This is a genomic window from Rothia uropygioeca (assembly GCF_004136585.1).
Lineage (GTDB): Bacteria > Actinomycetota > Actinomycetes > Actinomycetales > Micrococcaceae > Rothia.
In genome coordinates this window covers 339,736-359,069 of the sequence record NZ_NOIR01000001.1, presented here as the reverse complement: position 1 = coordinate 359,069, position 19,334 = coordinate 339,736, and the positions used below count along the sequence as shown (strand labels likewise).

At 62.1% G+C, this 19,334-nt stretch carries 16 protein-coding genes; 6 read left to right on the top strand and 10 right to left on the bottom strand.

Going from position 1 to position 19,334, the window contains the following annotated elements; genetic code table 11:
* Nucleotides 1-3: 3 nt before the first annotated feature.
* From EWR20_RS01570 to EWR20_RS01525, 10 genes are all read right to left on the bottom strand, one after another.
* Entirely contained in the window at nt 4-1,236 is a 1,233-nt protein-coding gene (locus tag EWR20_RS01570) for an NAD(P)-binding domain-containing protein (protein ID WP_129358459.1), read from the bottom strand.
* 141 nt (nt 1,237-1,377) lie between these two features.
* A complete protein-coding gene (locus EWR20_RS01565) occupies nt 1,378-2,070 on the bottom strand; it encodes a TetR/AcrR family transcriptional regulator (RefSeq protein ID WP_129358458.1) in 693 nt (230 codons plus the stop codon).
* 347 nt (nt 2,071-2,417) lie between these two features.
* On the bottom strand, nt 2,418-3,632 hold the full coding sequence (locus EWR20_RS01560) for a hydroxymethylglutaryl-CoA synthase (protein WP_129358457.1): 1,215 nt from the start codon (nt 3,630-3,632) through the stop codon (nt 2,418-2,420).
* A complete protein-coding gene (locus EWR20_RS01555) occupies nt 3,633-4,679 on the bottom strand; it encodes a hydroxymethylglutaryl-CoA reductase (protein ID WP_129358456.1) in 1,047 nt (348 codons plus the stop codon).
* 11 nt (nt 4,680-4,690) lie between these two features.
* Nucleotides 4,691-5,794: a type 2 isopentenyl-diphosphate Delta-isomerase gene (gene fni, locus EWR20_RS01550; RefSeq protein WP_129358455.1), complete on the bottom strand. Its 1,104-nt coding sequence runs from the start codon at nt 5,792-5,794 to the stop codon at nt 4,691-4,693.
* Entirely contained in the window at nt 5,791-6,981 is a 1,191-nt protein-coding gene (locus EWR20_RS01545) for a phosphomevalonate kinase (protein ID WP_129358454.1), read from the bottom strand. The genes fni and EWR20_RS01545 overlap by 4 nt, the downstream gene beginning before the upstream one ends.
* Nucleotides 6,978-7,970, bottom strand: coding sequence for a diphosphomevalonate decarboxylase (mvaD, locus tag EWR20_RS01540; RefSeq protein WP_129358453.1), 993 nt, complete (start codon nt 7,968-7,970; stop codon nt 6,978-6,980). Before mvaD ends, EWR20_RS01545 begins: the two co-directional genes overlap by 4 nt.
* Nucleotides 7,967-8,938, bottom strand: coding sequence for a mevalonate kinase (mvk, locus tag EWR20_RS01535; protein WP_165000923.1), 972 nt, complete (start codon nt 8,936-8,938; stop codon nt 7,967-7,969). Before mvk ends, mvaD begins: the two co-directional genes overlap by 4 nt.
* A gap of 402 nt (nt 8,939-9,340) precedes the next feature.
* Nucleotides 9,341-10,615, bottom strand: a complete 1,275-nt coding sequence (locus EWR20_RS01530) for a glucarate dehydratase family protein (protein WP_129358451.1) — start codon at nt 10,613-10,615, stop codon at nt 9,341-9,343.
* A gap of 72 nt (nt 10,616-10,687) precedes the next feature.
* Nucleotides 10,688-12,043, bottom strand: coding sequence for a gluconate:H+ symporter (locus EWR20_RS01525; RefSeq protein WP_129358450.1), 1,356 nt, complete (start codon nt 12,041-12,043; stop codon nt 10,688-10,690).
* A 172-nt stretch (nt 12,044-12,215) separates the two neighbouring features.
* On the opposite strand from EWR20_RS01525, the gene EWR20_RS01520 reads away from it, so the two are divergent.
* The 6 genes from EWR20_RS01520 (at nt 12,216) to EWR20_RS01495 (ending at nt 19,295) form a co-directional block, all read left to right on the top strand.
* On the top strand, nt 12,216-13,109 hold the full coding sequence (locus EWR20_RS01520) for a LysR family transcriptional regulator (RefSeq protein WP_129358449.1): 894 nt from the start codon (nt 12,216-12,218) through the stop codon (nt 13,107-13,109).
* Nucleotides 13,110-13,234: 125 nt separating this feature from the next.
* Nucleotides 13,235-14,188 carry a 5-dehydro-4-deoxyglucarate dehydratase gene (kdgD, locus tag EWR20_RS01515; protein ID WP_129358448.1) on the top strand — a complete coding sequence of 318 codons (954 nt, stop codon included), beginning with the start codon at nt 13,235-13,237 and terminating at the stop codon, nt 14,186-14,188.
* Nucleotides 14,185-15,756, top strand: a complete 1,572-nt coding sequence (locus EWR20_RS01510; protein ID WP_129358447.1) for an aldehyde dehydrogenase (NADP(+)) — start codon at nt 14,185-14,187, stop codon at nt 15,754-15,756. Before kdgD ends, EWR20_RS01510 begins: the two co-directional genes overlap by 4 nt.
* A gap of 25 nt (nt 15,757-15,781) precedes the next feature.
* Entirely contained in the window at nt 15,782-17,113 is a 1,332-nt protein-coding gene (locus EWR20_RS01505; protein ID WP_129358446.1) for an enolase C-terminal domain-like protein, read from the top strand.
* A 9-nt stretch (nt 17,114-17,122) separates the two neighbouring features.
* Nucleotides 17,123-18,256: an L-talarate/galactarate dehydratase gene (locus EWR20_RS01500; RefSeq protein ID WP_129358445.1), complete on the top strand. Its 1,134-nt coding sequence runs from the start codon at nt 17,123-17,125 to the stop codon at nt 18,254-18,256.
* Nucleotides 18,257-18,488: 232 nt separating this feature from the next.
* Nucleotides 18,489-19,295, top strand: a complete 807-nt coding sequence (locus EWR20_RS01495) for a YoaK family protein (protein WP_366150732.1) — start codon at nt 18,489-18,491, stop codon at nt 19,293-19,295.
* Nucleotides 19,296-19,334: the final 39 nt, after the last annotated feature.

Here is a 19,334-nt window from a genome sequence, read left to right as displayed (position 1 = left end):
TGATCAGGAGTCTCGCGAGGGAAGAGCATCTTTCCGATGCTCGACGAGGGCCTCGGAGATGCCTTCTTGTAACCGGGTTGCTCTGCCCCAGCCGACATAAAACGCGAGATGCAGTACAACCTCGTCAAGCTGTTCGGAAGTGAGCTCCTGGTTGGCGAGAGCGCCTCGCACTTGGGTTCGAATCAGATCGACGTCCCCCAATGCGGCCGTAGCGCCCAGAACGAGCAGACGACGGTCGCGTATGGACAGTTCCGGGCGATTCCAGATGTCGCCGAATAAGTGGTCTACGGTCTCCTGCATAAAGGCCCCGCCTTGCTCGGGGACACGTTGGCTGAATCCTGATCCGTAGACTTCATCCATCATCTGTCGACCGTCTCGTTCAGTTTCCTCCGGAGGATCGAGGTGGAGAGTCTCCGAAGCCCCGGCAAGGCTCGCCTCGACCAGCGGCAGCCGTAGGCCAGAATCGGCGGCGAGCTGTTGAGCGGCCGAGAGGTCCTTGGTCATCAAGGGAAGTATTTGATGTCCCACGGCGTCGGCATCACCGTTCTGCTGCATCTGGAGCAATAACAGCAAAGTGTGGCCGTCCGGATCCGCGGTCTGGATAACCTGGATGAGTGTCTGTGGGTCTACCCCGGCGGATTCGGCCAGCGAGGCCGCCTCACTGACCGTGCGCCAGCTGCCGTAGGTGACTATGTTGCGGGCGATTTTGGTCGCCATTCCCGCGCCCAGCGGGCCGCAATGGACCACGGCTTTGGCAAAGTCATCCAGTACCGGACGGACACGATCAACCTCTGAGGTGTCACCGCCTACCATGACGACCATCCCGTTCTCGGCCGCTTTGTCCCCTGGCGTGACGCCGCAATCGAGAAGCGTCACGCCGTGTTCGGCACACAGGTCTGAAAGCTGTCTGACACTGGCCAGGCTGACGGTGCTCAGCAGAACGACTGTGAGACCGTCGTGGGCGGCTGCCAGCACCCCTTGTTCTCCATTGAGAACATCCAAGGCCTGCTCTGCGCTGACGACGGCAACCATCACGACGTCGCTTCGGGCCGCCACATCTGCAGGCGACGAGGCCAACTCAGGACTGCCTGGAAGGTCCGCCGCCTGTGGGCGAATGTCGTAGACCAGTGGGGTACGCCCGCTCCGGGCAAGACTCGTGGCAACTCCCCCTCCGATCATCCCGAGCCCGACTACCCCCGCGCGGAGTCCGGGTTCATCCCGTGTTGATTCGTTCATGAGCCATCCTTTTGTTGCGTGTCTCGCTCCGTCGCGCTAGCGCAAAGGACGAAGAGGGAACCAGAAATTTTCTAACCTAACTTAGTTAAGTTAAGACTGTAGACCCTTGTCCTGTGTCGTCAAAATGATGGGAACGAGGGTCTAGGATCCCTCGAGTAGGGCACGGATTCGCAGTGATGCCTGGCTTTCGCCTTGTCCAGCCCGGTCAACGAACCCAGGTTCTTGAGGAGCGACCATCGAGTCCAGAAGCCCGTCGGCGGTGCCGAGGACTATAGGTTCCAGGGATTCCTCGTAAAAAAGACTATGAGCGAGGGAGAGACTGCCGTGCATCCCTGACCATAGGGTTTGAACTACCTGATCAACCGGCTGGGACAATAGATACCCCGCCTGGTTGCATCTTTCCACTGCGGTCCGCAGACTTCCCGAAACGACTTTGGCCGGATGGTGCCGGACCCGTGAGCTATCAACCTGGGGCTGACGTGTTTCGTACAGTAGCCGGTAATAGCCGGGGTACTCCAGGCCGTATCGGCAGTATGCATGCATTTGGGCACGCAGCCTAGCCAGCGGCTCTTCCGCAGCTTTCTGGTCGGCGACGTGCATGCAGGATGCCAGCTGATCGTACTTCTCGGACAATGCTGCCCACACCAAGTCGGTCTTGTCATTGAAGTGAAGATAGATGCTCGGAGCAGAAACTCCCGCTTCCGCAGCCACAGCTCGCATGGTCAAACGCTCGATGCTGCCCCATTTGTCGAGCAACCTGCTGACGGCCTGGAGAATCTCACCCCGCAACTGACCGCCGTCGCCCCGCCGACGTCGCTCCCGACCCTCTGCCATATTCGCACCTCCCAGACACCTTTCAGCTTACGCAACTTTTTCACGTCTGGGATCAGGCCGTCTCGACGTCTTCGCGGAGCAATTCACCGAAAGTCTCGAACCCGCACGCGCGTGCGACTGGCTCCTGAAACCCGTGCCCTTCGGGGTGCGCACGGTGAGAAGAACCTGGGCTTCTGAGCGGTGACGCTCGCCATCACCGGCCCCTGGTCATTGCCGAATCGAGCAAGAGGGGCAGTGGATGAGGTTGAACAACCGCACCCACCGCCCCTCCCGAACGGTCCCTCCCCGGCTTTCGAACTACGGACAACGAATCGTTGCCGCATCGTCGGGGGGAGCCTGTGAACCGATTACGACTTGCCGTAGATCCGCGATCCCTCGTCGACGCCCTCAAAGCGGAACGGGGACTGGGTCTGCCTCTCGGTCTTGTAATTGTCGAGCGGCCGGACCATGGTCCCCGGGTGCAGGGCTCGGTACTGGTTGTAGTCGACGGGCTCGCGTGCGTCCAGGATCGCCTGATGCTCCTCGGCGCGGAGGTGATCGCGGTAATCGGGCTGGATTACACCCACGAAGAACTCGGAGACCGCGCCGGAACCGTAGGAGAAGAAGCCGACTCGCTGACCGGCAATCTCCTCATCCGAATCCAGCAAAGCCAGGAATCCCAAGAAGATCGAGGCCGTATAGCTGTTGCCGAGTTGCTTGTTGTATCCGAAGGTCGGGGCCAGTGCGGCGGCAGCTTCGGCCTTCTCCAGCGGGGTCCCGGCTTCTTCGGTCAACCGAACGTGCGCCTTGACCGCCATTTTGGTGAAGGGCTGGTGATAGCAGAACCAGTTGATGTCATCGAAGTCGACGCCGCCATGCGCACGGTAGTCATTCCACGCCCCCACCAACGCATCCAAGTACGCCCCCACGGAGAACTTTCCGTCCACGAGGGCGGTGTTGCGATGGTTCGGCCGCCAGAAGTCCTGGACGTCCAGCGTGTACACGCCCTGGGCAGGTTCGATCGCCAAAATATCCGGGTTGGCCTGCACCAGGAACGCGACGGCGGCAGCTCCCTGCGTGGGCTCGCCGGACGTGTCCACGTCGTATCGGGCGACGTCCGACGCGATGACCAGAACCTTTTCCTCGGGGTTCCGGGCCACAATGCCGAGCGCCATCTGGAGCGCGCCGATTCCGCCGTAACAGGCCATCTTGGTTTCGATGGTGCGAACCTCGCGCGGAAGGTTCAACAGCCCGTGCACGTAGACGCCGGCCGACTTGGACTGGTCGATTCCCGACTCGGTCGCAAACAGCAGGGTACGAATCCCATCGGTACCGTTGCGTTCGATGATGCGTTGGGCGGCCGCGGCCCCCATGGTCACGGTGTCCTCGTCCTCGGCGGTCAGACTCATGGTCTCCTGGCCGATTCCGATGTAGTACTTGTTGACGTCGATGTCCTGCTTCTCGGCAAGATGCGCGAGATCGAAGGAGTAGTGACCGGTTGCGAAGGCGATATCTTGGATTCCGCTCGGGACGGCGCCGTGTGCGGCCCCCGCCTGCGGGTTTTCCGTGGTTTCTGTGCTCAACTACTGATTCCTTTCAATCTTCACGTGCGCTGCCATGAGCTCACCGGGATTAGTCTGAGCGGCCATCAGGGAAAGCTCCCCGCACAAGACCGATGCGGCACATAGAACCGCGAGACGGTGGGCATTCGCGCCGGGCTCCCGATCTTCACGGCAACCCAGCTTCTGCAAATTGTCCTCGACAACGGTCAGACCTGCGCCCTTGCCGTTACCGACAGTCCCCACGATCAGGTTGGGGAGGTTGCAGGAGAAGTACAGATCGCCGTCTCGAACTTCGGCGGTCGTCACCCCTTGCGAACCTTCCACAATATTGGCCGCATCCTGCCCCGTGGCAAGGTAAAACGCTAAGAGCATATTGGCATAGTGCGCGTTGGCCGCACGCAGGCCGCCGGCCAGGTTGGTACCGATGAGGTTCTTCCGCACGTTGAGGTCCGCGACCTCTTCGGGCGTGGTCTTGAGATGACGCACAACGACGTCCCGCGGGATCACGATTTCGGTCACGACGTTCTTGCCGCGCCCCAGAATGCCGTTGACCGCCGTGGGCTTCTTGTCCGAGCAGAAGTTCCCGGAGATCGACCCGTACTCGAGCTCGGGGTATTCCTGGAGAATCCAGGGCATGAGGTTGTCGGCCGCGAGGGTGACCATGTTGTGACCGGAAGCATCGCCCGTGGTGAAGTCGAAACGGACGTACAGAAGATTGCCCGCGTACTGGAAGTGCAGGTCGATGAGTTTCGCAAACCGAGATGCCTGGGACACAACGGCCTGGAGGTCACCCCGTCGTGCGTCCAGTTCACGAGCCACGCGATGGGCCGCTCCGGCGTCGGGCGCTTCGAAGTACACCGAGCGGGTCATGCGGTCGTCGACCAAAGTCGCGCGGATCCCGCCTTCGACCAACCGAGAAATCTTGGATCCTCTTTTGACCGAGGGCCACAGGGGCGTTTCGTAGGTTGCAAGGGGAACTTCGACCTCTTCGTTTCCGATCACGTTCCCGGACACACGGATCGGCCCGATCCACTGCGTCGGGATAGGTGTCTGAAACGGCTCGTGCATATTTCCTCCGGTCATCGTCTAAAGCTGCGCCTGTTCGCCAGGAACGCGAGATTCACGCCCCGCAGTCGGGCCGTCTCGGCGAGTTCGCCGCCGATCATCACGTCGGTTTCGCTGAGTTGCCGAGTCGTGGCCGCACCGAACATCGCATACATCTCGATGAGGCGGTCCCGCCAGTCGTTGACCTGCTCTATAAGGCGTTTGGTTCCTGCGGCGTTCGCCTCGACCCCTGACTCCCCCAACACCGTGTGCAAGAAGGTCCCCGCAACTCCTACCGCTCGCGCTCCGAGGGAAAGACCCCGGATCACGTCGTACGGGTTTCGCACTCCGCCCGAAGCCAACAACGCCGGGCGCGGGGTCTCCGCCGGGAGCGTCGTCGCGTCCAGCAACGATGCGGCGGCGGACTGGCCGAAGTCGGCCAGGAAAGCATAATCTTTGCCCGCGCGTCTGTCATTTTCAACCCGTGCAAAGTTGGTTCCACCGTTTCCGGCCGCGTCGGCGATGCTCACGCCCAGTTGCGCGAGGAGGGCGACCGTCTCGCGAGACATTCCGAAGCCGACTTCCTTGACGATCACCGGAACGGGCGTGGACTCGACGACGGACGCAATGTTCTCCGCCCAGGACCCGAAACCGCGCGAACCTTCCGGCATCACGGTCTCCTGAACGGAATTGATGTGGATTTGAAGGGCATTTGCTTCAAGGGCCTCGACGACGCGCCGTGCCTGGTCCGGGGTGGCATCCGCGCTGAGGTTGCCCATCACGAAGCCATGAGGGTTCTTGTCACGGAGCACGCGGAAGGTCGGAAGCACGCTTTCGTCGCGGAGGTAGATACTCATCGAACCGGTCGCCATCGCAATGCCCGTTTCGGCCGCTGCTTCGGCCAGCGCGGCGTTGACCTTACCGGTGGTTTCGGTCCCCCCGGTCATGCCGTTGATGTAAAACGGAAGGGGCCAGCGGATATCGCCTGGCAACGAGGTCGAGATATCGACGTCGCTCGCGTCGATTCCGGCCAGTCCGTGGTGAAGCAGGCGGACCTCGTCCCAGTCCGTCCGCGCGCGCTCCTCACGCTGCTGGGCTGCGGCGAAGTTCAGATGGTCATCCTTGCGGTTACTGATCATGCTGAGTCCCTCGTGTTGGTGGAACGGATGGAATCCGCCAGGATTTTCTGCCCTCGTGACGAGACGCGAAGAGGCAGCGGACGAATATTGGCCTTGATCCAAGCCCTTTCCAACTCGCGGTCGTCACTGCCCGCCGGGCCGATCGCGATTCCGCAGTCTCCGCCGCCTGAGCCTGAGGACTTGGCCGCCCAACCGGATCTCAGCGCGGATTCCACGAGCGCGGTCAATTCAGGAGTTTCGATGACGCTGTCCCGTTGCCTCGCCAATTCTCCCAGAATCGTGCGGGCTTCGGCCACAATTTCGCTCAAATTTTCAATGTTTCCGCTGGTCAAAGCCGTTTCAAGTGCCTCTACCTGCGCATCGGAGCGTCGCAGCAAGTCTGACGGGAGCGCCTTCTTCTTCCGCAAGCGGCCCACGAGTTCCGGGGTGTCCGCCGGCTCACCGGTCCATCCGACCCGCACCGTCAGCGGCGACTCAGCGGGCGATTCGACAGCCGTCGATGACGCGAAGCTCGCGGTGTAGGCGGCCGCGCGGTCGTCACCATCGCGATCCAGCCCGTCCAGACGGTCCAGGCGCAGCCCCGGCCACTCGATGGCGAGGAGGTCCTCGACGTCGCGTTCGCACGAAGCCTCGAACAGCCATTCGCGGTCCGGCGATGCATAGGAGACCCATCCGCCGAGTGAACTCGCTGCGATGTCACCGCCCGAGGTCGTGCGCGTGACCTGCATGGTCGCGATCATGGCAAGGCGGTAGATCTTCTCCGGGCTGAGGTCCAAACCATAGATACACCCGATAGCACCGACCGCAGCCACAGTCACCGCCCCGGAGGAACCAAGCCCGAATTTGGTCCCGGTTGCGGCGTCGTCGAGATGACTGCTGACATGGAGCTCGTAGTGCTTCGCCTCGAGCCCGCGTTCGCGACGAAGTCTCTCGACCGTCTGCAGGGCGGCCACGAGATAACGGTAGAAACCGGCCGTATCCTCATCGAACTCGACCACGTTTCCGGAATGTCTCCACGTCAGGGGCTGGTCGCTGGCGGTCGAGAAGAGAGCCCCGACCTCTTCCGCGGAGCGCGCCTCGACGCTGACGTAACGATCTACCGCAATCAGAATCGCTCGGTGACCGGGCTCGACGACGGCGTACTCGCCCACGACGTAAAGCTTGCCGGGCGCCTCGGACAGGATCATGCATCCTCCACGAGGTGCGCGCCTGGGCCGGAGCGCGCCGGAATGAGTTCTAGATCGGGGAACCGATCCGAAAGTGCCCGATGCGTCTTTTCGAGGTCTTCGTCCCGGCAGAGAACGGCCACGTTGGGCCCGGCGTCCGCGGTCCCGTAGACCTCCAAACCGTCGGCACGAAACTGTGCCACGGCGTCGAACAGCTCGATCGAGGTCGGAGCAAGGTAGCGAATGGGCGGCCGGGCGGCGTTGATCGCGGCGTGCATGCGCAGTGCGTTGGACTCGGTCAGTTCGCCTACTTGCGTGTAGTCGCCGTCAGCGAGCGCGGCCGTCATCGCCGTCAGATCCTGTGCGGTGCCGGATACCCAACCATCGAAGAAGGATGATGTCCGCGCTGTTTCGCGCATCGCGACCCGCGAGGAAATGGACTTCTGCGCAGCTGAGACCACGGCGATGACCATGGCGAGCCGCGGGCCGGGAATCTGTTCCGCATAAGATGCAGCATCGGCCTCGTCGCCGGTTCCTTCGCCGGCGCGCCACACTGCCAGGTCTCCCAAGACGGAGCGGCAAGCCGATCCTGAGCCCCGGCGGGCCAAGCGGGAAAGGGACACGGTGTCGGTGGGCAGCCCGTAGGCCCGACTCGCCGAGGTCGCGAGTGCCGCGAATCCGGAGGCGCTAGAGGCCAGTCCCGCGCCGGTCGGAACGGAATTCCTGGATTCGACACTGGCTCGGGTAGTGCGACCGGACTTCTCCCGAACCAGCTCCAGGAATGTCCGGACACGGGCCAATGGTGTCCCGGAGACTTCCGATCCATTGAGGAAGAACCGGTCCTCTTTCAATGATGGGTCAAGAGTGACCGAGGTCTTCGTCGGAAAAACGTCCAACGTCAATGACAGGCTTCCGGTCCAAGGGAGCACCCGCTCCTCGTCCCGCTTTCCCCAGTATTTGATGAGGGCGAGGTTCGGGTGGGCCACGGCCGTCGCACGGGCAAGGGTCACTGCTCGAACTCCTCTGGGTTCAGGATCCAGGTTTGCAGCGCCCCGGCCTGCCGAAGTTCCTTGGCCAGCTCTTCGCCGTGCTGGAAATCCCGCGCAAGGGCGATGACGCAGCCGCCGCGACCCCCTCCGGTCAGCTTTGCCCCGAGGGCTCCGGCGTCACGAGCGGATCGGACCAGTTGATCCAGATGCGGGCTTGAGACCGATAACTCGCGCAGGGCTTCGTGAACCTCGTTCATACGGCGTCCGAGCGCCTCGCGCTCATCATTCTTGAGATTCTCGCGGGCCGCAACCGTGTGGTCGCGGATCGTTTCGAAGTATCGGGCGACGTCGCCCGGGTTGGTCCGCCGCATTTCAGTGACGGCGCCGACGGCCGAGTGGGTGTCGCCGGGCTGACCCGAATCGGCGACGACGATCGGGGCCCCCAGATTCACCTCAATATTCTCTGCGATGCCGGCCTGGAACCAGATTGGCGAGCGGCTGAGGACGGTATATGCGTCCAACCCCGAGGGGTTTCCGTGGGCCACCCTCTCGCCGGTCTGGACGAGTCCGTGGCGGACGGAACGCGGGAGGTCGTTGCCGGTCAGGTCGAGAATCGCATTTGCGATGCTGGCCGCTCCCGCGGCGCTGGAACCGAGTCCGCGCTCGAGCGGGAAGTCTCCGATGCATGTGATGTGGAGACCTTGCTGGCGATGCCCGATGAGCTCGAGGGTTGCGGTAATGGTCGCTCCCAGCGGGGCGAGCATCGGGGGCGCGCTGGCGAGCGGGCCGTCATAGATGTCAACCGTGAGCCACAGCGGTCCCGGAGACGGGGTTGCGGTGGCCGTCAGGCCGACCTGCGGCAGCGGGAACGCAATTGCGGGATGCCCGTGGACCACCGAGTGCTCCCCGAAAAGAATGACCTTGCCCCACGCCACGGACTGACCGACCGCGGACGACTGAAGGGGGTCGGCCTCTTTCAACTTGTGCAAATCTCTGAACTCCGATGGGCAAGGGTAAATACTTTCCAAGACGGATCAAGCATATTCCGTATACCCCAGGTTTCACGCACCACGCGATTTCGGCTTCAGTTCGCACCAAAGGCACCGCCCAGAAGCGTGGCCCGGAGCTCGCTGCCGTCTTGGCTGGTCTGTCATCCGCGGAGAAGCGACAATCATCGGAGATGACCGGTCCCTACGGCTTCCTCAGGATATCGAACATCACGCATCTGTCAGGTTGGACCCTCCCAGTCCTGTGCTCATTACCATCGGGCGGAGTGGCTGTTATCACCTTCATGTTGCGGCGACGTACGGGCATATTTCGGTTCTTCGCCCCGCTCGGAAGCTTCGACTTGCACCTCGGTTTCGTGCCGCGAGGTTCGCCGTCTCGCCTCCTTACCAACGCCCCATACTGGGATCGAAAGTTGGGTCGTACGTCTGCATATAGCCGGTGTCGTCTCTTTCCAGCATCTCGACCTTCACATACTGCTCGTGCAGACGCGACAGTTTCTCGTGGTCCAGCGAAACGCCGAGTCCGGGACCTGTCGGCACCGAGACGGCTCCGCCTTCAAAAGTGAACGGCGTTCCCGACACGACGTCATCGTCGGGCTTCTTCCAGGGCCAGTGCGTGTCACAGGCGTAATCGATATTGGGTGTCGCACCGGCCACATGCAGCATCGCGGCCAGACTGACTCCCAGATGGGAGTTCGAGTGCATGGAGAGATTCATGCCGAATGTGGACGCTATTCCGGCCAGAAGTTTGGTGTGTTCCAGACCGCCCCAGAAATGTGGGTCGGACAGGATGATGTCGATGGCCTCCCGGCTCACGGATTCCGGGATGTGGTCGAAGGCGACGACGAACATATTCGTCGCGAGCGGCATCGGAACATGGCTCCGGACCTCGGCCATTCCGTCCAGCCCGGGAGCGGGATCTTCGAGATATTCGAGTTTTCCTTCGAGTCGTTTGCCGATTTTGATCGCGGTACCCACGGACCAGGCCGCATTGGGGTCGATCCGAAGGGGCATGTCCGGGAACCTTTCTGCCAATGCCTCCACGGTCTCGGCTTCGTCCTCGGGCCTCAAGACGCCGCCCTTGAGTTTGAGCGCTGTGAAACCGTACTCGGACACCATCTTTTCCGCTTGAGCAACTATTTGGGACGCGTTGAGCGCCTCCCCCCATTGATCCGGCTCCATGCCGGGGTGAGCCGACCACTTGTAGAAGAGATATCCGCTGAACGGGACGCTTTCCCGCGCCAGACCGCCCAGGAGGCTGCTGACGGGAACGCCGAACTGCTGTCCCTGGATGTCCAGGGCGGCGACCTCGAAGGGCGAGTAGACCCGGTCAAGAGTCGAGGACGTTGTGACCATGCCGGCCATGCCGTCGCCGCCGCGGACGGAATCGTCGGCCAGTGCACGCGAAACGGCGCAGCGCATCGCGAGCAGGCTCTCCGCGTCGACCCCGATGAGCGCACGAGCGGCCAGATCAAGTCGTGAGAGGTGAACGGCCGAGCCGTACGACTCACCGATACCCGTGATACCCGACGCCGTTTCGACTTCAATGATGGAACGGAGCGCATATGGCTCGTGAACACCCACCGAGTTCAGGAGGGGCGGGTCCGAAAAGGCAACTGGGGTGATCCTGATGGTTGAAATCGTGGTATCTGCGGCCATGGGCTTCGCCTCCGGATCGGTGTCGAGATGTGTTCGAGGGGCTCTCGGATTGGCAGGGAGGACCCGCCTGAGTCACACGATCAGATTCATGAGCAGCACTCCTCCCAGCCCCAGAACCGAGAGAACGGTCGTGTACGTGGTGCGGGCCTTGAGGGTCTGCACGACCGACAAGTTGAAGTACTCCTTGAACATCCAGAAGCCGGGATCGTTGACGTGACTCACGGCGATCGACCCACAAGCGGTGGCCAGGACCATCAGTTCCGGGGACACTCCGCTCGAAGCAACCAGCGGTGCCGCAATTCCTGCGGCCGTCGTGACGGCAACCGATGCCGAGCCGAGGGCTACTCGTAGGATTACGGCGGTCAACCACACCAGAATGATCGGGTGAACCGGCCAGCCCGAGGTCATGTCCGCAATGTACTGAGCGATGCCCGTGGAGACCAGAACCTCTTTGAATGCACCGCCCGCGGCGATCACCATAATGATCATGGCCATGGCCCGCGCGGACTCGGACATGGAGACGGCCAACTCGGACAACGGCCTCCCGCTCATCGGGCCGAAGACGACGATGGCGACGAGAAGCGAGATCAGCAGGGCGACCGTCGGCGAACCGATGAAGGTCACGAATTGCATCAGGCTCGAGCTTTCCTCCCCGACCATGATGTAGATTTCCGCGCCGGCAATGAGAATCACGGGAAGAAGGGCAACGAGCAACGAGCGGCCCATACTGGGCATCTCTTCGTCCGTGAAGCTCTTTTCCGAGATGAGGCCGCGAGGGATCTCGGGCTGGATCTTCTTCACGAAGGACAAGCGCGGCCACACCATGGCCACCAGCACGCCGGCAGGAACCGCGATGAACAATCCGTAGAGCAGCGCCAAACCCGGAGAGGCCTGATAGATGCTCGCGGCCGCGGTCGGTCCCGGGTGCGGGGGCAAGAAGGAATGCATGGTCGACAACGCAATGGACATCGGGAGCCCGACCCACAGCAAGTTGGTCCGTGTCGCCCTGACGAGCGTGAAAGCGATCGGAACCACGATCACGAAGGCAGCCTCGTAGAACATGGTCACGCCGATCAGCATGGACGTGACCACCATGGCCCACTGCACGCGCTTCTCCCCCAAGAGGTCCACCACGCGCAGGGCAATTCTTTGCGCCGCCCCAGCGTCACCGAGGATTCTGCCTATCATGGCGCCGATTCCGATGACGGCGAGGGTTTCTTCGAGCTGACCACCCATGCCGCTGCCGATGATGTCGGGTATGTCGGCGACCGTGGCGGGTTTGTCGTCGACCGTCAGCACGCCCGACAAAGCACCCCAGCTTGCGACCAATACCGAGACGATCAGCAGCGCCACAAAGCCATTGAGCTTGAACTTGGTCATCAGGATGAGCAACAAAGCCACCGCAACGGCCACGATGAGTAGGGGCATCAAATTCTCCTTCGAATCCCCGCCACCCGGGCGAGAGCCCTGGAGCAGGTCGGATGCGTCAATTCGTGTTCTGGTTCACATTGGGGTCGAGCTTATGAGTTGCGCTTCAATATTGTCTATAACTAGGTTTGCATGAACTAATACCTAAAAGACATGAAACATTCGGAGGCCCATGTTTACCCTCGATCAGCTGAGATGCTTTGTCGCCGTCGCCGAAAACTTGCATTTCGGCCGGGCAGCCGAGGAACTTGCCATGACTCAACCCCCGCTCAGCCGCCAAATCCAGAAATTGGAGAAGAGCGTGGGGGCTCAGTTGATTCTGAGGACACATCGAAGAGTTGAGCTCACGGCGGCGGGTTCTGCTTTCCTCGACCAGGCCCGGTTGATTCTCACATCGGTCACTCGTGCCGGTGAATCGGCCGTTCAGGCCTCCCAAGGGCTTCAGGGGCGCCTGAGCCTGGGGTATACCGCAGCCGCAGGACTCACGACCCTGGGTCCCATCCTGACCCTCATGAAGGAACGCATGCCCGGCGTTGCGATCGATCTGCACCAGATGGTGACATCCCGCCAGCTCGAGGCCCTCGAGGACGGACGGATCAACGCGGGTCTCGGCCGGTTGTCGATGCCGTCGGAAGGCTTCAGAACCGACTCGATCCACACGGAGGGGCTGGTCCTCGCGGCCCCGGATGGCCATGAGCTACTGACCGGGCGGCATCTGCACCGCGAGGACGTCTTAGGGCATCCGCTGATCATGCACTCGGCGGAGGGAGCCCGATATTTCTACGACCTCGTGGTCAGGAACTTCAAGATCGACCACGCGGACGTTTCCCATTCCCTGAGCCAAATCACCACGATGGTCAGTCTGGTGGCCGCCGGACACGGCATCGCCCTCGTTCCGGAATCCGCGACCAAGTTGAATTTCCCGGGTGTCACATACCGCCAATTCGACGATTTGCGGAAGGACATCGTCGAGCTGCAGCTCATCACTTTGGCAGAACGACCCACGCCCACCGCCATACGACTCCGGCAGCTCATGGATTCCCTACCTCCGGACTGGGCGCGGTGATGCGAATCCCCGTGATACTGGAATGGCATTGATATATGCATAATTGCACTTGGACAGGCATGAGACGCAGTTCATAGACTCCGATGAGTTCCAACCATCGACGCACGAAACGTGAAGGAGTCCCCATGGCGCAGTTCTCGCCCCACGAGCTTGCAATCCATCTCAAGGATGGCTTGCTCTCATTCCCCGCGACGGCATTCGGACAGGACGGGGAGCTCGACGAAACCGCTTACCGGCGCCACATCGAGTGGCAGTCCAGCTTCGGCGTCGCAGGCCTTTTCGCGGCCGGCGGCACGGGCGAAGGATTCAGCCTCACTCCCGAGGAGAACGCCAAGGTCACGGATTGGGCGGTTCAATCGACCAGGCCGGAAGTCCCTGTACTCGGCTCGGCGTCCGGATCGACGAAACAAGCGGTCCGTTGCGCCCAGGCCGCCGAAGAGGCCGGCGCCGAAGGCATTCTTCTGTTGCCTCCTTATCTGACCGAATGCGACCAGGACGGTCTGCTCGAACACGCCTCCGCGGTGTGCTCTTCGGTCGACATCGGCGTCATCGTGTACAACCGCGCGAATGCCATTTACTCTGCCGAAACCATTGCCCGTTTAGCCGAAAGGCACCGGAACTTGATCGGGTTCAAGGATGCCGTCGGAAATATCGAGCAGCTCGCGCGGGTCACGGCCCGGAACGGCGACAGGCTCTTCTACCTCGGGGGTCTCCCCACGGCGGAAACTTATGCGCTTCCACTCTTGCAGATGGGCGTCAGCACCTACTCTTCCGCCTTGTTCAATTTCGCGCCGGAATTCGCTCTCGAATTCTACGCCGATGTCCGAAACCTCGATCATTCCTCGGTCCAAGAAAAACTGCGGAACTTCGTTCTGCCGTACCTGGACATCAGGGACCGCGGAAAAGGATATGGAGTCTCGATCATCAAGGCCGGGCTCGAGATCGTCGGCCGCGGATGCGGGCCGGTCCGTCCGCCCTTGCACGACCTCAGACCCCACGATTTCAGCGACCTCGAACATCTGATTCAGACCTCGAACGTCGCGGACGTTCGCACCCCTCAGGAAGGTGAAACACGATGACCAACACCCTCAACGGAAATTCACTGATCAACGGCGAGTGGGTCCCCGGGAGCGAAGGAGAAATCAAAGCTCTCAATCCGGCCACGGAAGAACACCTTGAACCGGTGTTTTCACTGATCGGCGCCGACCAACTCGATGCAGCGGCTCAGGCCGCTCACGAGGCTTTCCCGGGGTACAGCGCCACGGATCCCACGGAGCGAGCCGACTTCTTGGATCTCATCGCCGCCAACCTGGAGGATCGCAGGGAAGCCATCGTCGACCGCGCGAAGCAAGAGACGGGACTCACCGAAGCAAGACTCAACGGTGAGCTGTCCAGGACCTCGAATCAACTTCGGCTCTTCGCGACGGTGGTTCGCTCCGGGTCCTTCCACCGGGTTCGGATCGACCCCGCACTGCCCGAGCGGGAGCCAGCTCCACGGGCGGATATCCGGCAACGCATGGTCCCCCTGGGTCCTGTGGCCGTATTCGGGGCCAGCAACTTCCCGTTGGCCTTTTCAACGGCCGGCGGAGACACTGCTTCGGCGCTGGCCGCCGGTTGCCCCGTGCTCTTCAAAGCACATAACGCGCACCCTGGCACGGCAGAATTGGTAGCCCAGGCGATCCACGAAGCCATCACGGAGCTGGGTCTGCCAGCGGGCACCTTTTCTCTCGTGTACGGCCCCGGCGCAAAGATCGGCCAGCGGCTCGTCGCGGATCCGCGGATCACGGCCGTCGGCTTCACGGGCTCCCGCTCGGGCGGATTGGCCATTGCCCGGACCGCCTTCGAACGCGCTCGCCCCATCCCGGTATATGCGGAAATGAGCTCCATCAATCCCGTGGTTGTCTTGCCGGGTGCACTGGAATCGGCCTCTGATCTGGCCGAGGGATTCGTCGGCTCCGTCACGGGTTCGTCGGGGCAGCTCTGCACCGTGCCCGGTCTGATTTTCGTTCCGGAAGGCCCGGAGGGAGACAAATTCGTCTCTCGGGCGGTCGAACTCGTTGACGCCGCCGTCGGCCAGACCATGTTGACACCCTCGATCGCCAAGTCCTGGGCCGAAGGAGTCGAGCACATGTCGGCTCAGAGCGGCGTCCAGATCGTGGCCCGCGGGCAGGACGGCCAGGGTTCCAACGCCCCCGGACCGGTGCTGTTCGAAACGAATGCGGAAACACTCCTGGTCAACGCCGAGTTGCAGAAGGAAATCTTCGGAGCGGCCTCGTTGATCGTCCGGTACCGGGAACCGGCTCAGCTTCAGGAAGCCGTGGCAAAGGTCGAAGGCCAGTTGACCGTGACGGTCCACGCGACGGAGGCGGATCACGATGACGTCGCCGCTCTGGTGCCTCGGCTGGAGAATTTGGCGGGCCGCATCCTGTACGGAGGGTGGCCAACCGGAGTCGAGGTCGGGCACGCCATGGTGCACGGCGGTCCTTTCCCCGCCACGAGCGATTCCCGCACGACGTCCGTGGGGACCTTGGCCATCGAACGTTTCCTCCGGCCCGTGGCCTACCAGGACTTCCCTCAGGACCTGCTTCCCGCCCCGGCTACGGATGCCAACCCGTGGGATGTCAGCCAGTCGATTGACGGCAAGTGAGCCGCCCGAAAGCGAGGAAATTGCCATGACACCTACTTCCGCACCCGTCGTCCGGCAGGTCGAAGTCATCCCGGTGGCCGGTCACGACTCGATGCTGCTCAACCTCTCCGGAGCCCACGCCCCTTTCTTCACCCGGAACATCGTGGTGATCACGGACAGCGAAGGCCGCACCGGCCTGGGCGAAGTTCCCGGTGGGGAGCCAATCCGGTCCACTATCGAGCAAGCGTCCGAACTCCTGACCGGTCAACCGATCACCCGGTACAAGAGTCTCCTCCGCCAAGTTGCTGCACGCTTCGCGGGCCAGGACGTGGCCGGACGGGGGAATCAGACCTTCGACCAACGCGTCACGATCCACGCCGTCACCGCTCTGGAATCCGCCCTGCTGGACGTGAATGGCCAATTTCTCGGCGTTCCCGTCGCCGAGCTCCTGGGCGACGGTCAGCAGCGGGACAGCGTTCCGATGTTGGGGTATCTCTTCTATGTGGGAGACCCGGACAAGACCGACCTTCCATATCTTCGGGAGCCTACGGCGACCGGTTGGGATAGGTTGCGGCGTGAAGAGGCCGTTTCGCCGGAGTCCGTCGTCGAGCTCGCCAAAGCGGCTCAGCAGAAATACGGATTCAAGGACTTCAAGCTCAAAGGAGGTGCCCTTCCGGGCGACCAAGAGGTCGAGACCATCAAGGCCCTGAGCAAGGAGTTCCCGGAGGCGCGAATCACCCTCGACCCCAATGGTGGTTGGCCGCTTGAGGATGCGATCCGGTACGGACGGGAAATGGCGGGCCACATCGCCTATGCGGAAGACCCGTGCGGGGCCGAGGGCCGTTTTTCGGGTCGAGAGGTCATGGCGGAATTCCGTCGTGCAACGGGACTACGCACCGCGACGAACATGATCGCGACCGATTGGCGAGAGATGGCACATGCGATCCGGGAAGCGTCCGTCGACATCCCTCTCGCGGACCCGCATTTCTGGACCATGTCCGGGTCCACACGCGTTGCACAGCTTTGCCACGATTTCGGACTGACGTGGGGATCTCATTCCAACAACCACTTCGATATTTCACTAGCGATGTTCACCCAGGTCGGCGCTGCCGCACCGGGCGAAATCACGGCCTTGGACACGCACTGGATCTGGCAGGATGGTCAGCACTTGACCACCCGCCCGTTCAAGATTTCCGAAGGACAGATCCGCGTTCCGGATACCCCCGGGCTGGGGGTGGAGATCGACCGCGAGCGACTCGAGGCGGCGCATCAGTTGTACCTCGAACACGGATTGGGCACCCGCGACGACGCTGCCTCGATGCGGTATCTCGTCCCCGGTTGGACCTTCGATGCCAAGCGCCCGGCCCTCGACCGATAGGAACTCATCATGAACTCTTCTCAGGATTCGATCCGGCACGTCGCGCTCTCCAGCGTCAGGTTGCCGCTGGACGTGCCGATTTCCGACGCCAAAGTCTTCACGGGCCGGCAAAAGCCCATGACCGAGGTGATCTTCCTTTTCGCTGAGATCACCTCCGAACAGGGGCTCCAGGGGATCGGCTTCAGCTATTCGAAGCGGGCCGGCGGGCCGGCGCAGTACGCTCACGCGAAAGAGGTCGCTGAAGGACTTCTGGGCGAGGACCCGAGCGATATCGCCAAGATCTACACCAAGTTGCTCTGGGCGGGGGCCTCCGTGGGACGCTCCGGGGTCGCGACCCAGGCCCTGGCCGCGGTCGATATCGCCCTCCACGATCTCAAAGCGAAGAGGGCAGGGCTGCCTCTGGCGAAACTGTTGGGCTCCCACCGGGATGCGGTGCGGACCTACAACACTTCCGGTGGGTTCTTGAACGCCTCGATCGGCGAGGTCAAGGACCGTGCCACTCGTTCCATCGAAGAGGGGATCGGCGGCATCAAGATCAAGGTTGGTCTTCCGGATTCGGCGGAAGACCTGCGCCGGGTTGCCGCGGTGAGAGAGCACATCGGTCCCGATGTGCCGCTGATGGTCGACGCCAACCAGCAATGGGACAGGCCAACGGCCCTGCGCATGGGACGCCGCCTCGAGGAATTCGACCTCACGTGGATCGAGGAACCCTTGGACGCCTACGACGTCGAAGGGCATGCGGAGCTGGCTCGCTCACTGGATACTCCCATTGCGACGGGCGAAATGTTGGCTTCCGTGGCGGAGCACGAGCGCCTCATCGACAACCGCGCGTGCGACATCATCCAACCGGACTGCCCCAGGGTCGGAGGCGTGACGCAATTCCAGAGGCTGCTGACTCTGGCGGACCAGAGAGGCCTGGATTTGGCCCCGCATTTTGCGATGGAGATTCATCTTCATCTGGCTGCGACCTATCCTCGCGAGCCATGGGTCGAACATTTCGATTGGCTCGATCCCCTGTTCAACGAACGATTGGAAACCAGGGACGGAAGGATGATCGTTCCTGATCGTCCCGGTTTGGGGGTCACTTTCAGCGATCAGGCCCGGGCATGGACTACGGATTCCGTCGAATTCGGCGTCAAGTAGCCCGACCCTTTTCACCATTCCGCAACGGCCGCCGTATCCCGACACGGCGGCCGTTGTCTTACGCGGCGAGCGCGTCACAGAAGGACCCAAAAGATCCATCTCTGGCGCGGGAACCTGCGGGGATGGCACTCTGAAAAACCAAGAAATCGCCGCATGTGACCTTTCGCCCGTGGCCCTACGGACCTCGTGCGCTGAGCCGGCCCTAACACCGATGCCATCGTGAGGACCAGCCCTGAAGAACCTCAATAGCACCGCCCTGACCCAACTGACCAAAGTCTCCCGGTACCCGCACCTGATCTCGGGACCGCGCCGTCGCCCCAAATTCGACCGACATCTCGCGTATCTGCTAGTGCTCCAGGCCGGTGCATTGAACGCCATCGGGTTCATGGCCCTGGGCCTTTACACCTCCCACATGAGCGGGATGGTTGCCGATATTGCCCATCACGTCATGCGCGCCGAAATCGGCCTCCTGCTCACGGGCCTACTGGCCGTCGGCTCCTTCACGGCCGGGACCATGGCGTGCACCATTATCTTCACCTGGGCCAAAAGAAGACGGCTGGCTAGCAGGTATGCGAATGTCCTCGTCTTCGAGGCAGTGCTCATCCTGATCGTCGGGATTCTCGCCAGCGATCTGGAGCACTTCAACCAAGAACTCATCATCGTGCCGCCGTTGTGCTTCGCCATGGGTCTGCAAAACGCTCTCATCACCAAAATCCGCGACTTCCCCGTTCGCACCACCCACGTGACGGGAATGATCACCGATCTGGGTGTTGAGGTCGGAACTTGGGTCTACGGACGTTTTTCGCGCAGCGGTCCCCCGGTTCGGCTAGACCCGGAAAAGGCCACGGTTCTGGCCCTTTTGATCATGTTGTTCTTGGTCGGCGGTGGCATCGGAATCGCAGGCTTCTGGCTCTTCGACTTCCGTGCCCTGATCATCGGTGCCCTGGTCGTTCTGCTGCTGTCCCTGCCTCCGAGCATCCGCGATCTCTCCCGGGTTGGGTTGAGGCCCCGCCGTCGGGCACAAGACCAAGCGGTCTGATGCCGACCCCAGAACCATGAAGATCCGACGACGAGGTCT

Excerpts from the sequence above, each read along its gene's own strand:
- EWR20_RS01570 (WP_129358459.1), bottom strand. The coding sequence starts at position 1,236 with ATGAACGAATCAACACGGGATGAACCCGGACTCCGCGCGGGGGTAGTC.
- EWR20_RS01565 (WP_129358458.1), bottom strand. The coding sequence starts at position 2,070 with ATGGCAGAGGGTCGGGAGCGACGTCGGCGGGGCGACGGCGGTCAGTTG.
- EWR20_RS01555 (WP_129358456.1), bottom strand. The coding sequence starts at position 4,679 with ATGCACGAGCCGTTTCAGACACCTATCCCGACGCAGTGGATCGGGCCG.
- fni (WP_129358455.1), bottom strand. The coding sequence starts at position 5,794 with ATGATCAGTAACCGCAAGGATGACCATCTGAACTTCGCCGCAGCCCAG.
- EWR20_RS01545 (WP_129358454.1), bottom strand. The coding sequence starts at position 6,981 with ATGATCCTGTCCGAGGCGCCCGGCAAGCTTTACGTCGTGGGCGAGTAC.
- EWR20_RS01530 (WP_129358451.1), bottom strand. The coding sequence starts at position 10,615 with ATGGCCGCAGATACCACGATTTCAACCATCAGGATCACCCCAGTTGCC.
- EWR20_RS01525 (WP_129358450.1), bottom strand. The coding sequence starts at position 12,043 with ATGCCCCTACTCATCGTGGCCGTTGCGGTGGCTTTGTTGCTCATCCTG.
- EWR20_RS01520 (WP_129358449.1), top strand. The coding sequence starts at position 12,216 with ATGTTTACCCTCGATCAGCTGAGATGCTTTGTCGCCGTCGCCGAAAAC.
- kdgD (WP_129358448.1), top strand. The coding sequence starts at position 13,235 with ATGGCGCAGTTCTCGCCCCACGAGCTTGCAATCCATCTCAAGGATGGC.
- EWR20_RS01510 (WP_129358447.1), top strand. The coding sequence starts at position 14,185 with ATGACCAACACCCTCAACGGAAATTCACTGATCAACGGCGAGTGGGTC.
- EWR20_RS01505 (WP_129358446.1), top strand. The coding sequence starts at position 15,782 with ATGACACCTACTTCCGCACCCGTCGTCCGGCAGGTCGAAGTCATCCCG.
- EWR20_RS01500 (WP_129358445.1), top strand. The coding sequence starts at position 17,123 with ATGAACTCTTCTCAGGATTCGATCCGGCACGTCGCGCTCTCCAGCGTC.